Raw genomic sequence first — 14,829 nt, forward strand, 5'->3', positions numbered from 1 at the left:
CCTGCCTCGTAACAAAACGATAGCGTTTCGGCCGCTCCCAGCTCTTTGATAAGCTTGCGTAACGCTGCCGGTGTGTGGGGAATGGTTCCGTAATAGCGTGGAGCTTCCCCGCTCGCATCTGCAATCGCAACCGAAATTTTTTCTTTGGATACATCTAAACCGACGAATTTTGTGGTAGACTGCATAGTATCAGCTCTCCTTTGCTATGTAGCTCTGAAATGGTTTGGTTTATACTACACTATCCATTTTAACCTACGAGATGTAGCAATTTGGAGGGCTGTCTTTTGTTTACGTTCATCTTAGCTAGATCGGGAAATTCTCGGGAAATGTGCAAATAAGGTCATTACGGTCCGTTACGGGCTGCAGCAGCTTGCCCTACAGCTCGTCCGCCAAGCCGAGCAAAGCGATCCCTGCCAGCACGAGCACGATGACGGCGTATTGCAGTCGGCTGAGCCGCTCTTTAAGGAACAGGCGGGACAAAATCACCGAGAAGACGCTGTACGAAGCGATCAGCGGGGCTGCAACGATGGCGTTGCTGGCCATGGCGAAGACGTAGAAGAACTGGCCGGTCGTCTCGAAAATTGCAGCTACGCCTTTGACGCGTTCGCTCCAGAGGTTGAACCGCTGTTTTTTGACTGCAACCAAGTAAATATAAACCACCGCTGCACACAGGAAAAACGTGAACTCGTAAGCCAGAAGCGCGGCATCCTCACCAATCAGCTTCAGCTCGTCCAGATAAATGCCGTCAGCAAACGTGCCTAAGCCGTCAAGCAGGCAGTACAGCAGCGGGAAGGTGATCGCCATCACGCCGATTTGATATTTGGCGTTGAGGTGATCTGTCCCCGTCTTCAGGGCTATTCGCTCTTCTTGTTTCTCCAAAATCGCTAGCCCCACCACGCCGAAGGTAATGATCGCTACCCCTGCAATGTCCATCCATCCGAGATCATGAGGGAAGAACAAATACAGGAGAATCGCGGTCACCGCCCCGGATGAGTTCTGCACCGGCGAAGCGATAGAGAGCTCAATGTACCGGAGCCCGAAATAGCCGATCGCCATCGATAGAATGTACAGCGCCGATACCGGCAAATAGCGAATCATATCGAATGGATCAAAGGACAGCCCTTCGATCAACAGGTACGCCGTGCCGTGAATCCCCATCACCAGACCTACCATAACGACGATCTTCAGATGACTGAACGGGTCTTTGCTGTCGCTGCCTTTTTTATAGAATAGATCGGCACTCCCCCACGCTAGAGACGTCAGTAGTGCAAATAGAAACCACATATCTATGCTCCTTCCAAGAAAATAGCAATCTTACTGATTATACAAATCATTCGGCGGGGAGTGTCTATGAAAAAACTTACCAATGAGAGTTGGAAGGAAATAACCGCAAAAATGCAAACGCTCTCTACTTATGGTAAAATGCTACTAACATGAAATCATAGATTCGTTGAAATTAAAGGGGCAGGAGTGTCGCGAAAATGAGAAGGTATAACTTGTGGCGGCCGATATTTTTGATCTTGATCGCGCTGCTGACGAACGGATTGGTGACGAACCTTTGCATCTTGTTTGGAATGTCGGCTGTCGCTGCCGAGAATATCGGATTTGTGGCGATGATGCTCGCCGCTTTGATCGTGTATACCCGATTCACGAAGAACCGCCGCAAGTAATAGACAAAGAGACGCAGGATTTGCGTCTCTTTGTTGTTTGGAGCCATTCCTAATAGGTCAGACCATCAAGGCTTTGATGCCGTTAAACAACGGGATAATCGATTTGATGGCGTTATAGCCCATCTTCATCAGGGGCATGTATTTTTGCACTTTTTGCACCATTCCGAGAATGGCTGGCCGGCGGGGTCTTTCCGAAGGAGAGGTCTCCGTGTTTTGCTCCTGCGTTCCGCCGGAGTCTCCGTTTGATCCGCCAAAGCCAAACAGCCCGGGTCTCCGCGGACGCCCTGGCCCTCCAGCGAAGCCATAGCCATAAGGTCTGGGACCGGGTCTTCCCGGCATTCCGCTAAAGCCATAATAACCTTGAGGTCTTCCCCATCCTCCGTTCAAGTTTCCGTAATAGCCCAGTTCCCGGGGTCTTCCCCAATTGCCGCCTGGGCCAGGACCATATCCCATAGGCACACCGCCTAGCCCCCAGCCGACGTCGGGACGGATGCCCTGGGCGAAACGGGGATCTCTTGGGAGGCCGCTGTCCAATGGCTGCTGGATAGCCGATGAGCGTGCTTTTTTGCTGCGGGCTGCCTTCTTCTTCTTCATTTTCTTCTTGCCGCGCGGGGGTACGGAGAGAAGCAGGCCGTTCGCATCCAGCCCGGCGATCCATCCGATATAAGAACGCCCGTCGTGCAATTCCACGCGAACCGGCTGGCCCTTCAGCTGTTTCGCACGTTTGCGAATGTTTGCCGAACTTGCCATGCAAGGATCACCTCGGTGCTTAGTTTTTTTACGCTAGACGTTTTCCTCGATATATCTTACTTCCGAAATGGGTTCGATGCCTGTGCTTGTTCCTCAATTTCTAGCCCGTTTCGTGATATTTGCCGGAATCTGCATAAATTTTGGGCAACTTGGAAATTTAACTAATGAATAAAAAAATTTCGACCGAGGAGTTGGCCCGGAATGAAAACATTAAACGCAATAGCGCTCGCATTACTGATTGTGGGCGGATTAAACTGGCTGTTGGTGGGGCTCTTTCAATATGACTTAGTGGCAGGCATTTTTGGCGGGCAAGACTCGACCATGTCGCGGATCATTTACACGCTCGTCGGCATTAGCGCCATCTACGCGTTTAAGTTCTTCAACGATGTCACGAATGATGAAGTCGCCAGATAAGCTGGGGAATCCGTGGAAGTATGCGGGAAGGTCCGGGATGTGAGAGCATCCCGGCTATTTTTTTTTCTTGGAAGATACGCTGGTTTTAGGAAAAAGGTAGGGCGCAAGTCCGTTCGCAATCACCCGGTGTCCCTGATTGTTCGGATGAATCGGCAGCGTACCGCCGAGGAGGTCCTCCAATTGGCCGCCTCGATACCCGTCGATCAGCTCGGCTTGCTTCCCTTCAAACCATCTGTGCGCGGGTGCCACCTTGGCTCCGTAAGAGGCTGCGATGCCGTGGGTCGTCTCGTTTAGACGACTGATCCACTCGACGGCAAGTGAATTGCTCGGGAACGGGTTGTATTGGGTGCAGCATACGATCCGAGCAGAGCTGATTTTGCGAATATGGCCCAGGAGGGCGCTTAAATTTCGGCGAAACTGGAAGAGAATCCCCGTATTCGGAAACGGTCCGCCATTCACCAGCGGGTCAATCGCCGAATTGGCTAAATCGACGCCCCCAATCCAGACCGATACAACCGAGGATTGTCTAATCATGTCTGAGCCTTGCCGCAGCACGGCATCCAGCAGATTGCCGCTGGTCCAGCCGGACCGGGCTAATACATAACCCCGGATGGGCCGGGGGGTAGAGCGATTATAATCCGATACGATTAACTGAGGATAGGCCAGCCGCGGCGAGGTCGCGTTATCACCATACGTGATGGAATCCCCAAGTGCGGTGTATATCATCTCCAGGTCACCCACCTAAGATAGACTTTACAACTATAGTATTGCGAACCAGGTGGGGAGGTGCGGTTTATCAAAAAAGGGCTGGTCCATTTCCATTCAGACCAACCCCTATACTTAACAGACTTACCTGCGCGGTGCCAGCTGCCTCAGATCTGCACGACCTTGCCGTGAGTGGCGTACCAGCTCCGCATAGTAGCCGCCGCGGGCCAGCAACGTTTCATGCGTGCCCTGCTCGGCGATCCGACCGCTCTGGATCACGAGGATGCGGTCCGCGTGCTGAACGGTGGACAGGCGGTGTGCGATGACCAGCGTTGTCCGACCGGCGGACACTACGCTTAACGCGTTCTGGATCAACAGCTCGGTTTGGGAATCCAGATTCGCCGTCGCCTCATCGAGGATGAGGATTTTGGGCTGGAAGACCAGGATTCGTGCGAAGGAGATCAGCTGGCGCTCACCAGCGGACAGCCCGCTGCCCCGATTGGACAGCCGGGTGTCGTAGCCGTCCTTCAGCCGCGTGATCATAGGCTCTGCGCCGATGCGCCGGCAGGCGTCGATCACTTCGTCGCGGCTGATGTCCTCGCGGAAGAGGCGGACGTTGTCAATAATGGACCCGGCGAACAGGAACGGGTCCTGCTGCACCAGTCCGACGATGCGATGCAGCGAGGCCTGCGGAAGACGGCGGATATCCGTGCCGTCGATTTCGACGCTGCCTTCGTCTACATCATAGAACCGCGTCAGCAGGTTCACCAAGGAGCTCTTGCCTGCGCCGGTCGTGCCTACGATGCCGATGAATTCTCCTGCTCGCACATGAAGGTCGAGGCCATGCAGCACTTCCTGGCCCTCTGTGTATGAGAAGCGGATGCGATTGAAATCGATCCGCCCGCGAACCGTATGGGCCGGCAACGCTTTGGCTTTCTCCGGCGCAGGGTCTTGCACCTCCGGCTCGGCGGAGAAGATTCGCCACAGCCGGTCCACCGACACGATGGTGGACTGCAGCGTGTTCCATTGTTGGGTAATTTGGTTGATCGGCTGAAAGAATTGGCGGATATAGCTGATGAAGGCATACAGCACGCCAAATTCGATGCGATGGCCCAGCACCGCGAAGCCGCCGATCCAAACGACGAAGGCCACCGACAAATTGCCAAGCACGTCGAAGGAACGGTTAAACAGGACGGTGGCCTGAACTTCCCGCAGATTCGCTTTTAAATAGGCGGTGTTCCGGTCCCTGAAGCGGGACGTTTGCTCCCCTTCCTGATGGAACGACTGAATCAGACTCATCCCGCTCAGATTTTCCGCTGTAAACGCGATGAGCCGGGACAACAGCGAGCGGGCTCGCTGATAGCTGGTGCGCAAATATTTACGGAAGGCGATGGCAATGGCCGTGATGATCGGAAAAAGAATTAGGCAATATAAGGCCAGTTGGACGTCCAACGCAAACATAAAGACAACAACGAGGATCAGCGATAATCCGTCGCGGACCAGACTTAACAACACCTGGGTAAAAAACTGGTTGATCGTCTCCGTATCACTGGACTCATTTGTGACAAGGCCGCCAGCTGAATTGCGGTCGAAGAACGACATCGACTGCCGGGTGATCTGCTTAAACAGATCTTTGCGCAGCAAGGCAACGATGCTTTGCCCGGCCCGTTGCAGTAAATTCGCCTGCCAATAGGAGAACACGCCGCTGACTGCCTCAAGCGCAAGGTAGGCCAAAGCGAGGCTAAGCAGGATGCTGGGGCCGTGTGCACCAAACAGCACCTTCTCATCGATGGCATATTTGATCAGGAACGGCTGCAGCAGGTCGGCGGAAATGGCCAGAAAGGCAAAACCAAACACGGCGAGGAACGCCTTCCGGTGTGGTTTGGCATAGGTGAGCAGGGCGGCAAACGCCTTCCTCCGTTGCTCCGGAGTGACCTCGTATTTCCTGCGGGTGTCGGCTGCTTCGGAATTAGTTGACATCGCGATCCTCTCCTTCCTGCAGGTGATACAGGTCTGCGTACAAGCCTCCGGCTTGCAGCAGCTGCTCATGCGTTCCTTGCTCGGCTATCCGCCCGTCATCCAGCACGAGGATGCGGTCGGCATGTTTCACCGCACTGATGCGGTGGGCGATGATTAGCGTTGTTTTTCCTTTACGAACCTCCCGCAGATGAGACAGAATGCGCGTCTCCGTTACGGAATCCACCGCACTGACGCTGTCGTCAAGCAGCAGGATCGGCGCGTTCTTGATCAGTCCTCGGGCCAAGCTGGTCCGCTGACGCTGCCCGCCGGATAACGTCAAGCCGCGTTCGCCCAGCTCGGTATCGAACCGCTTCGGGAATTTTACGACGTTGTCATAGAGATCTGCCATCCTTGCGGCGTCCTCCACTTGGCGCAGCTCGGAGGTTCGGTCGAAGAAGGCGATGTTGTCACGGAGCGTCGTGCTGAACAGGAAGCCGTCCTGCGGCACGTAGGCAATCCGGGTGCGGAGGCTCTCCAGCGTCAAGCTTCTGATATCGTGGCCGCCGATGAAGACTGTGTCACGGGGAGGATCGTATACCCGCAGCAGCAGTTTGACGAGCGTCGTTTTCCCGCTGCCGGTTCGGCCCACGATGCCCAGCGTTTCTCCAGGCTTGAGTCGAAGGTGAATGTCCTGCAGCGATGCGCGGGCGGCGTCCGGATAGGTGAAGGTTAACCCGCGGATCTCGATGTCGAGGCTGTGCGGATTTTCCGGCAGCGGCAGGGCATCGGCTTCATCGTAAATGTCCGGCTTCATGGACAACAGGTGGTTCAGCCGGTCAAGGGAAGCTCGCGCACGCTGCATGAAGTTGATCACGTTGCCGATCAGCCGCAGCGGGTTCATAATCATCCGCAAATATAAGGTTAAGGCCACGAAATTACCCAGCGACAGCTCGCCGTGCGAGACGAGCAGGCCGCCGTAAGCGATGGCCACCGCCATGGAAACCGCGCCGGTAAACGGCAGCAGCACCTGAAACAGCGAGCTCATCCGGACCAGCGACAGCTGGCTGCTCAGGATGCGGTCCACAGTCTGCCCAAACCGGGCGCGGGCAATCTCTTCGATTGCGAAGCTCTTCGTCACTTTGATGCCTTCAAATTGCTCCTCCGCAGCTTCCGTCATCGCCGCAAGCGACTCCTGCACCTTTCGCGAGTTGTCACGGATCTTAGGGCCGAATCCGCTTACGATAAACGGGATGGCAATCAGCGGCAAGACACATACCACGATCAAAAGCGCCGGAATATCGCTGACCATCATCATCGTGATGACGGAGATCAACAACACCGACGCATTAGTTAACTGGTTCAACCCGTTAGCGATCGACTCCCGCACGCCGGTGACGTCATTCATCACGTAGCTGAGCAGTTTGCCGATTCCGTGTTTCGAGAAGAACGCTTCGCTTAATTGAGTAAAATGCCGAAATAATTGGTTCCGGGCCCGAAATTCGAACATTCGCCCCAGGCGATGGTTCATGTACTGACCGAATCCAAAGCAAAGGCCATAGACGACGGCGATGGCAGCCAGAGTCAGCGCGTATCGGCCTACTCCGCTTCTAGTCAGCCCGCCTTGCTGGAGGTGATCCGTAAAATCCCCCAGGACCTTCGGGAAATATGAATACGTCACATTGGCAGCCGTCAAACATAGCGCAGCTGTCAAATACAGCGGAAAATGCGACTTCATGTGGCTCAGCAATAAGGTTTTTCCACGCATCAGGCATCCCGTCCTTTCCCAGAAAAGGTGATTGTTATCCTTCGACCTCCTTTTTTCCAGTCTCAGCTTTTTAATCATACTGCGAATTTCCAGATCCATCAAACCGCGGGACACGTCATTTTGTATATTTATGCATTGAAGATGCGGGTGTAGAGCGGAAAACGGAATCATTATTTTGCATAAACCCTGCCACGCTGCGGAATCTTAAAGGAAAATGATTGAAATCGAGGGGATGTTTGTGAAGCATTCCGATAACGAGAAACGGCTGAACCAGAGGCATTCGGGCCTGGAGCAGGTCCGGAAGTCCAGTGATTTTCACGAGTTTTCGCCCTTTGAGGAAGATGAAGGATTGATTCGAGTCGCCTATTACAGTTCGTTGGTGTCGGATGATAAGGTGACCCGTTATTTGCTTCCTGCTCTTCGGGAGCATCGGGATCGGCTCGGTCAACCGGAAGAGCTGATGGACCTGTTGCCTTTTGCCGAGGTGATGATTGCGAACACGGAGAAAGAAGTTGTCGCAAAACTCATGGAAGGGTACGTCTTGCTCCGCATGGATTCAGCGGAAGACTTGTATGTACTGGCGAATTTGAATAACGCCCAAACCGGTCAACGGCAGAGCAACGACACTGAGAATGAGTTCAGTGTCATGGGGCCGAAGGTTGGTTTTGTGGAGAATCTGGACACGAATCTGCATCTCTTGAGGCAGAAGCTGGCAACGCCGGCGTTGATTTTCGAAACCCTAACGATCGGTTCTCACTCCAACACCCGAGTGGTTATCGCTTATTTGGAGGATGTCACAAATCCGGAGATCGTCGACACGATGAGGCAGCGGCTGAAAAGCATCGATTACGAAGTATTGTACGACACCTCCCAACTGGAAGAAATCATTGCTGATCAGAGCAACACCATGTTCCCGTTATATATCTCCACCGAACGGGTCGATCGGGTTACCTTTGCCCTTACCTCCGGGCAAGTGGCTGTCTTCACGGACGGTTCTCCCTACGTCATGGCGGCCCCAGCTAATTTTCTTGGTTTTTTCGTGTCGCCGGAGGATTACTGTTTGCCTTGGATCTTAGGGTCATTCCATCGCATTATTCGACTTCTGAGCGTGGTGTTCTCGGTGTTTGCCACACCGATTTATGTGGCGATTATGACGTTTCATTATGAGATCCTCCCTGAAACGATTCTTGGCCCGTTAATTCAGTCGCGAATCCATGTACCATTTCTGCCGGTCGTGGAGGTGATCTTTCTGGAGATCACGATTGATTTGCTCAGGGAGGCAGGCGCACGGCTGCCGTCTAAAATCGGCCAGACCCTTGGGATCGTCGGCGGTATTGTTATCGGTGAGGCTTCTGTGCAAGCCGCATTGACCAGTACTATTTTATTGATTATTGTGGCGCTGTCGGCCCTGGCTTCCTTTACGACTCCGATTGTCAAAATGGCAAATACGATCCGGCTGCTTCGTTTTCCGTTTATCTTATTAGCGGCCCTTTGGGGCGGTCTTGGAATTACTATAGGTTTCTTGATGTTGATGGGACATTTAATGCGGCTCAAATCGCTTGGGGTGCCGTATCTCGCGCCGCTGTATCCTTTTCGAACAGACAATTTGGCCGACAGCGCCATTCGGGCTTCCTATCAATACTTGAACCGTCGCAGCTTATTCCTACGCCCGTTAACCGCTTATCGCTACCACCCACAATCACGGAAGGAGGATGACTATGCGGAATAAACGGCTTAGGAGGTTTGTTGTTCTCACCGCTCTTATGCTGGGGATGACCCTGACGTTGATCGGCTGCATGCAAACTCGGATCGTGGACAGAATTAAAATTCTCACCGTGTTGGGAGTCGACCAGAAGAACGGACTATACCAGACTATTGGTCTCTATATGGACCATATGGAAAACGATAGAATTAAGTCCATCCATGGGGAAGGGGATACGGTGGAGTTGATGCTCAGCCAAATGAACATGCAGTCCCCCCATACGATTCAAACGGGGAAGCTGCGAATGTTAGTATTTAGCCGCCGGATGGCCGAGCAAGGCTTGGATTCCTTCCTGCATACCTTCTGCAGAAGCCCGATCACCAGCACAAGCATGATCTTGGCCGTCTCGGAGGAACCTCCGCAAGAGATGTTCCAAAGTTTAAAAGGAAAAAACAGGGAAGGACTGCCCTATCATTTAATCGAGCAAAATGTGACGTCGGATAACGCTCCTCTGAACAATCTGCATATTTTTTTATTCAATTGTTATGGAACAGGGAGGGACGCATTCGCTCCGTATCTTAAGAGGAACAAGTATGGGAAAATCGAATTCACAGGACTCGGTATTTTTCAATACGATCGGCTGAAATTGGTGCTAGATGCGAAGGAGACGCTGCTCCTCAAAATGATGAAGGGACGTGGAAAAGGCGGGATCTTACCCGTTCAAATCAATGCGGGTTCCGAGGAACATGTGGCAGCGCTCAGCCTGCTAAAGGAAGAGCCCTCCATGCACTTCGCCCTGGATCACGGAGAAGCCCTCAAAATGACCATCGACTTGCATCTAATAGGGATGTTAAAGGAAATCCCTAGAATGAATATGCGTTCTGAAATCACCTACAAATATACGGTATCCGAGCTAGAGCAGCAAATAAATGACAATGCCATAAAGCTGCTGAACAAGCTGCGTGACAACGGCGTAGATCCGCTCGGATTAGGTGACTTTGTTCGGGGACATCAACGTTCCTGGGACGAAGAGGATTTCTACAAGCGGGAGTACCCGCGAATGCGTTTCGAAGTTCATACTCATCTCACTTTAAAGGAATCGGGGATCGGATATTAGATCAAGGCAGGAGAAACGGATGAGCCAAAACGTAAAGCAAAGCAGCCAAGTCTCGGCTTACTTCACCTGGTTTCTAGTCCACGGGGTTCAAACGGGGATCGGGATGTTGAATTTTCAGCAAAGAATTGTTCGCGGCGCGGAACAAGACGCCTGGATTTCCTTGCTGGTGGTAGGCATCTTGATGCACCTCGTTATTTTTATGTTGTTCCAATTGATGCGTATGGCCGAAGACGGGGATATCTTCTCTCTCCACCGTCAAATATTCGGAAACGTCATTGGCCGAGGGTTAAGCTTGGTTCTGTTCTTCTACTGTGTGCTGATTTGTGTAGGGCAGATTCGGCCCTATGCGGAAGTGATCTATGTATGGGTGTTTCCGGATTCGTCGCTATGGCAAGTTGCGTTGATCATTTTAGCGGCGGCTACGTACATTGTGTCCGGAGGCTTTCGTGTCGTTACCGGCATCTGCTTGCTGTGCGTTATTATTCCCAGTTTCATTCTCCCGACGCTCTATTTTCCTATGAAGCTCGCTCATTGGAACAACCTACTTCCGATCATGAATCATGGTCTGGGCGATTATATAACGTCGGCGGTGAATTCACTCTATATCTTCTTAGGGCCCGAATTTCTCTTGTTCTACTATCCATTTCTCAAGGATAAGCGTAAAGCGCATAAATGGGCACATCTCGCGACAGCCTATACCACCGTGCTTTATATGCTCGTGCTGATCACGACCCTGGGATATTTCAATATGTTGCAGCTGAAGGGAACGATTTGGCCAACGCTTGTTCTATCTAAAATTATTCGTTTGGCGTTTTTGGAACGTTTCGACTATATCTATATCTTTGATTGGCTGCTGGTGATCTTCCCGGTTTGCTGCATTTCGATCTGGGCAGCGGTTCGTATTCTGCATCAAACTTTGAAGTTGCCAAGGAAATGGGCGCTATGGATCACCTTACTCGTGGTTTTTGGAGTGATCATCTCCGTGCGAACCCCGGTGGGCATCGAACGAATGGAACTCCTCATCTCGCAGATTGGCGGCTTCCTGACCTTCGGCTACCTTCCGCTGCTGTTTCTGATTGCTTTAGTTAGACAAGCGGTGATCCGCATTCGGACGGCCCGGAGTAATTAACCCCATTCGTTGAAAAATGAAACACCTGCCAATTGCAGGTGTTTTTTCCGCTGTTTATCTAGACTTTAAACCCTCCGGTCAAATGTTTCTCCGTCAGGATGGTCAGCATTTGAATGCCCACTTCGTTATGCCCGCCTTCGGGAATAATGAGGTCGGCGTATTTTTTCGACGGCTCAATAAAAGCTTCATGCATCGGCTTTACCGTGGCCAGGTACTGCTGATGGATGGAGTGGATCGAACGACCGCGTTCTTCCATGTCGCGCAGTACCCGCCGAAGGATGCGCACGTCGGAGTCAGTGTCCACGAACACCTTGATGTCGAGCATCTCCCGCAGCTTCTCGTCATACAGGACGAAGAGTCCCTCGACGATAATGATGTTATTGGGCAACAGCTTGATCGTCTTATCAGAACGGGTATGCTTCGTAAAATCGTACACCGGAGCATAGGCGGCTTGTCCGTTCTTGAGCAGGTTCAAATGCTCCACCAACAGCTCGTTATCGAAGGCGAAGGGATGGTCGTAGTTCGTCTTTTCCCGTTCGGCCATGCTGAGGTGCGACTGGTCTTTATAGTAGTTGTCTTGTGAAATAAACGTCACTTTATCAGTGTCCAGCTGGCCGATAACCGAGCGGGCCACCGTCGTTTTCCCGGACCCGGTGCCGCCGGCGATACCTATAATTAACATGAAATGAAATACCCTCCTAGAATGACATCCCTCTAAACGTTCCCGTTTAACATCTCAGTATTGTAGCATAGCCCAGGCATTTTTTCATCTTCATGCGGCTGACTCGAGGTCCTTCATATTATGGCAAATTTGTGGCGGGATATCGATGTGGAGTGTTGTTTATTTTTTCTCATAATTTCCCGCGGATTCGGTTTACAATAATGGTATGTTCATGTCTGCCAAATTCAAGTAAAGAGGTGCTGCTGATGTGGCATACGAAAACCCGGGAGGCCGTCTTGCAAGAGCTGCAGGTGGATCCCGCTGCCGGGCTGTCTTCGGAAGAAGCCGGGAAGCGTCTGTCGAAGTACGGGCCAAACCAGATTAAAGGCAAGCCGAAGCCGGGCATTTGGTCGGTCTTCTTCGCTCAACTAAAGGATATGCTGATTTATGTGCTGCTGGCTGCCGCCATCGTTACGCTGATTGTCGGAGAATACATGGATGCCGTCATCATCTTGGCCGTTGTCCTGTTGAACGCGATTATCGGAGTCATTCAGGAGCAGAAAGCGGAGAAAGCGATTGAAGCGCTGCAGCAAATGACCACCCCCAAAACGCTGGTACGGCGTGACGGGAATGTGAAGGAAATCGATTCCGGGGAGATCGTTCCGGGCGATATCGTGATCCTGGATGCCGGACGTTTCATTCCAGCCGATTTGCGGTTGATTGACAGTGCGAATCTGCAAATTGAGGAATCCGCACTGACCGGCGAGTCCGTACCGTCGGATAAAAATGCGGAGGATCTGCATCAAGAAGCGCAAACGCCCATCGGAGATCAGAGCAACATGGCATTTATGTCGACGCTTGTGACGTATGGCCGCGGCGAAGGGGTTGTCGTCGGGACGGCGATGAATACAGAGATGGGCAAAATCGCCAAGATTCTGGACGAAGATACGCAGGAGTTGACTCCGCTGCAGAAGAAGCTCGATGAGCTCGGCAAAATGCTGGGTTACATCGCTATCGGCATCTGCGTCGTGATCTTCGTCATTGGCCTTATTCAGGGACGAGATCTGTTTGAGTTGTTCCTGACTGCGATCAGCCTGGCGGTCGCGGCGATTCCGGAGGGGCTGCCAGCCATCGTGGCGATTGTACTCGCACTTGGCGTCACGCGCATGTCTCGCATCAACGCCATTGTCAAGAAGCTGCCGGCCGTAGAAACGTTGGGCTCGGTGAACATCATCTGCTCGGATAAAACCGGGACCTTAACCCAGAATAAAATGACGGTCGTCAAGCATTTTACTGCGGAGCCTTTGGGCGATGAGGCCCCGATCGAAATGATCAAGACGTTCGTGTTGTGTTCCGATGCCACTTACGAGAATGGCGAAGGGACCGGTGATCCAACGGAGATCGCCTTGGTCGCTTTCGGCGAACAGCATGGACTTTCGAAGAAATCGCTGGAGGCCGAATACAAACGGATCTCCGAGAAGCCGTTTGATTCCGACCGCAAGCTGATGTCCACGCTGAACCAGACGCGGGAAGGCTATCGCGTGCATACGAAAGGCGCGATCGACCAGCTGCTGCGGATATCGAACAGCGCGGTAGTTCACGGAGAGGTCGTACCGCTGACGGAAGAGCTGAAGCAACGCTTCATGGCAGCCGCAGAAGCGATGTCGGACGATGCATTACGGGTGTTGGGTGCTGCCTATAAGGATACGGATCGCATCCTGCCGCCCGAGGAGATGGAGCAGGATCTGACCATCCTTGGCTTCGTTGGCATGATCGATCCGCCGCGGTCCGAAGTGAAGGATTCGATCCGCGAGGCGAAAGCGGCGGGGATCACTCCGGTGATGATCACGGGCGACCATCGCAACACCGCTGTGGCAATCGCCAAAGAGCTGGAGATTGCCAGCTCCCTGGAACAAAGCATGACGGGGGCCGAAATCGACGAGTTGTCGGATGAGGCGTTTGCCGAAAAAATCAAGGGCATCCGCGTATTCGCCCGGGTTTCGCCTGAGCATAAGGTGAAGATCGTCAAGGCCTTTAAGGCGAAGGGCAACATCGTCTCGATGACCGGGGATGGCGTCAACGACGCGCCGTCGCTGAAGACGGCAGACATCGGCGTGGCGATGGGTATTACCGGTACCGACGTATCGAAGGGCGCCAGCGACATGATTCTGACCGACGATAATTTCACCACGATCGTCCACGCGATTCGGGAAGGTCGGAACATCTACGCGAATATTCGTAAGACGGTAACGTTCCTGTTGGCGTGTAATTTCGGGGAGATTGTGGCGATTCTCGCTTCGATTTTATTCTTCTGGCCGTTGCCGTTGTTGGCAACCCAGATCCTCTGGATCAACCTGGTCACCGACACGTTGCCGGCGATTGCACTAGGTGTGGATCCTGGCGAGAAGGACGTCATGAAGCGTAAGCCGCGTGATCCGAAGGAGAGCTTCTTTGCCGGAGGTGCAGCGTGGCAGGCAGTGCTTGGAGGACTCTTGATCGGTGCGCTGACTTTGGTTGCATTTTACATAGGACTTCGTGAGCATGGGTATGGTTTGCGCACCTCCGGTATTCCGGAGGATGTGATGACTTACGCACGGACGATGGCCTTTGTTGTGCTTGCGGCGTCGCAGCTGTTCTACGCCTTCTCGAAGCGCAGTGCGACCAAGTCGATTTTCACCGTCGGTCTGTTCTCCAATCTGTTGCTCGTTGGAGCGGTTATTGCTGGATTGCTGTTACAGTTCCTGTCGATCTCGATCCCGTTCTTGGCCGCAGCGTTTAAGGTCCAAAATCTCAGCCTCTCCGATTGGGGGATCGTGATTCTCTTGGCGTTAATCCCGCTGATCTTGAATGAGATCATCAAGATCTTTATGCGGGCCGGGAAGGCTAGAGAGTCCGCCTAAAACTTCGGCAAAATCTTGAGATATGAGAATTTTGATAGAACAAAGGAGAATTTTGAA

At 52.7% G+C, this 14,829-nt stretch carries 12 protein-coding genes and 1 pseudogene; 6 read left to right on the forward strand and 7 right to left on the reverse strand.

The annotated features are described in order from the left end of the window. Together M891_RS24785 and M891_RS0100770 are read right to left on the reverse strand one after the other, a co-directional pair. Positions 1–185 (reverse strand): annotated as a pseudogene (locus M891_RS24785) (IS110 family transposase); the annotation flags it as partial. A 190-nt stretch (positions 186–375) separates the two neighbouring features. After that, complete coding sequence (locus tag M891_RS0100770) at positions 376–1,284, reverse strand: EamA family transporter (protein WP_028537448.1); 909 nt, start codon at positions 1,282–1,284, stop codon at positions 376–378. Positions 1,285–1,481: 197 nt separating this feature from the next. Here M891_RS0100770 and M891_RS0100775 point away from each other — a divergent pair, with 197 nt between their 5' ends. Next, positions 1,482–1,670 carry a hypothetical protein gene (locus M891_RS0100775; protein WP_016313851.1) on the forward strand — a complete coding sequence of 63 codons (189 nt, stop codon included), beginning with the start codon at positions 1,482–1,484 and terminating at the stop codon, positions 1,668–1,670. 57 nt (positions 1,671–1,727) lie between these two features. Here M891_RS0100775 and M891_RS0100780 read toward each other — a convergent pair whose 3' ends face one another. Continuing rightward, positions 1,728–2,420 (reverse strand): hypothetical protein, encoded by a 693-nt coding sequence (locus M891_RS0100780; RefSeq protein ID WP_028537449.1) that lies wholly within the window; start codon positions 2,418–2,420, stop codon positions 1,728–1,730. Between the two features lie 201 nt (positions 2,421–2,621). Between M891_RS0100780 and M891_RS0100785 the strand changes: the two genes are divergently transcribed. Further along, positions 2,622–2,834 carry a DUF378 domain-containing protein gene (locus M891_RS0100785; RefSeq protein ID WP_016313849.1) on the forward strand — a complete coding sequence of 71 codons (213 nt, stop codon included), beginning with the start codon at positions 2,622–2,624 and terminating at the stop codon, positions 2,832–2,834. A gap of 54 nt (positions 2,835–2,888) precedes the next feature. Here M891_RS0100785 and M891_RS0100790 read toward each other — a convergent pair whose 3' ends face one another. The 3 genes from M891_RS0100790 to M891_RS0100800 all read right to left on the reverse strand — a co-directional run bounded on the left by M891_RS0100790 (position 2,889) and on the right by M891_RS0100800 (position 7,263). Then, positions 2,889–3,560: an SGNH/GDSL hydrolase family protein gene (locus tag M891_RS0100790; protein WP_036699094.1), complete on the reverse strand. Its 672-nt coding sequence runs from the start codon at positions 3,558–3,560 to the stop codon at positions 2,889–2,891. 123 nt (positions 3,561–3,683) lie between these two features. Beyond that, positions 3,684–5,519 carry an ABC transporter ATP-binding protein gene (locus M891_RS0100795; protein ID WP_028537451.1) on the reverse strand — a complete coding sequence of 612 codons (1,836 nt, stop codon included), beginning with the start codon at positions 5,517–5,519 and terminating at the stop codon, positions 3,684–3,686. After that, on the reverse strand, positions 5,509–7,263 hold the full coding sequence (locus tag M891_RS0100800; RefSeq protein WP_028537452.1) for an ABC transporter ATP-binding protein: 1,755 nt from the start codon (positions 7,261–7,263) through the stop codon (positions 5,509–5,511). The genes M891_RS0100795 and M891_RS0100800 overlap by 11 nt, the downstream gene beginning before the upstream one ends. A gap of 214 nt (positions 7,264–7,477) precedes the next feature. Here M891_RS0100800 and M891_RS0100805 point away from each other — a divergent pair, with 214 nt between their 5' ends. Genes M891_RS0100805 through M891_RS23010 form a run of 3 tightly spaced genes read left to right on the forward strand, consistent with a single transcriptional unit; the run spans position 7,478 to position 11,211 of the window. After that, positions 7,478–8,992: a spore germination protein gene (locus M891_RS0100805; RefSeq protein WP_036699097.1), complete on the forward strand. Its 1,515-nt coding sequence runs from the start codon at positions 7,478–7,480 to the stop codon at positions 8,990–8,992. Beyond that, positions 8,982–10,082: a Ger(x)C family spore germination protein gene (locus M891_RS0100810; RefSeq protein ID WP_028537454.1), complete on the forward strand. Its 1,101-nt coding sequence runs from the start codon at positions 8,982–8,984 to the stop codon at positions 10,080–10,082. Before M891_RS0100805 ends, M891_RS0100810 begins: the two co-directional genes overlap by 11 nt. 19 nt (positions 10,083–10,101) lie before the next feature. Continuing rightward, on the forward strand, positions 10,102–11,211 hold the full coding sequence (locus tag M891_RS23010; protein WP_051416784.1) for a GerAB/ArcD/ProY family transporter: 1,110 nt from the start codon (positions 10,102–10,104) through the stop codon (positions 11,209–11,211). Between the two features lie 58 nt (positions 11,212–11,269). Here M891_RS23010 and udk read toward each other — a convergent pair whose 3' ends face one another. Beyond that, on the reverse strand, positions 11,270–11,893 hold the full coding sequence (udk, locus tag M891_RS0100820; protein WP_028537455.1) for a uridine kinase: 624 nt from the start codon (positions 11,891–11,893) through the stop codon (positions 11,270–11,272). 245 nt (positions 11,894–12,138) lie between these two features. Here udk and M891_RS0100825 point away from each other — a divergent pair, with 245 nt between their 5' ends. Further along, positions 12,139–14,772 (forward strand): calcium-translocating P-type ATPase, PMCA-type, encoded by a 2,634-nt coding sequence (locus M891_RS0100825; RefSeq protein ID WP_016313841.1) that lies wholly within the window; start codon positions 12,139–12,141, stop codon positions 14,770–14,772. The last annotated feature ends 57 nt before the right edge of the window (positions 14,773–14,829 follow it).

The organism is Paenibacillus sp. J14 (assembly GCF_000518465.1).
Lineage (GTDB): Bacteria > Bacillota > Bacilli > Paenibacillales > Paenibacillaceae > Fontibacillus > Fontibacillus barengoltzii.

What these genes read in the sequence shown, in the direction of transcription:
- M891_RS0100770 (WP_028537448.1), bottom strand. Translation starts at nt 1,284, where the DNA reads ATGTGGTTTCTATTTGCACTACTGACGTCTCTAGCGTGGGGGAGTGCC.
- M891_RS0100775 (WP_016313851.1), top strand. Translation starts at nt 1,482, where the DNA reads ATGAGAAGGTATAACTTGTGGCGGCCGATATTTTTGATCTTGATCGCG.
- M891_RS0100780 (WP_028537449.1), bottom strand. Translation starts at nt 2,420, where the DNA reads ATGGCAAGTTCGGCAAACATTCGCAAACGTGCGAAACAGCTGAAGGGC.
- M891_RS0100785 (WP_016313849.1), top strand. Translation starts at nt 2,622, where the DNA reads ATGAAAACATTAAACGCAATAGCGCTCGCATTACTGATTGTGGGCGGA.
- M891_RS0100790 (WP_036699094.1), bottom strand. Translation starts at nt 3,560, where the DNA reads ATGATATACACCGCACTTGGGGATTCCATCACGTATGGTGATAACGCG.
- M891_RS0100795 (WP_028537451.1), bottom strand. Translation starts at nt 5,519, where the DNA reads ATGTCAACTAATTCCGAAGCAGCCGACACCCGCAGGAAATACGAGGTC.
- M891_RS0100800 (WP_028537452.1), bottom strand. Translation starts at nt 7,263, where the DNA reads ATGCGTGGAAAAACCTTATTGCTGAGCCACATGAAGTCGCATTTTCCG.
- M891_RS0100805 (WP_036699097.1), top strand. Translation starts at nt 7,478, where the DNA reads ATGATTGAAATCGAGGGGATGTTTGTGAAGCATTCCGATAACGAGAAA.
- M891_RS0100810 (WP_028537454.1), top strand. Translation starts at nt 8,982, where the DNA reads ATGCGGAATAAACGGCTTAGGAGGTTTGTTGTTCTCACCGCTCTTATG.
- M891_RS23010 (WP_051416784.1), top strand. Translation starts at nt 10,102, where the DNA reads ATGAGCCAAAACGTAAAGCAAAGCAGCCAAGTCTCGGCTTACTTCACC.
- udk (WP_028537455.1), bottom strand. Translation starts at nt 11,893, where the DNA reads ATGTTAATTATAGGTATCGCCGGCGGCACCGGGTCCGGGAAAACGACG.
- M891_RS0100825 (WP_016313841.1), top strand. Translation starts at nt 12,139, where the DNA reads ATGTGGCATACGAAAACCCGGGAGGCCGTCTTGCAAGAGCTGCAGGTG.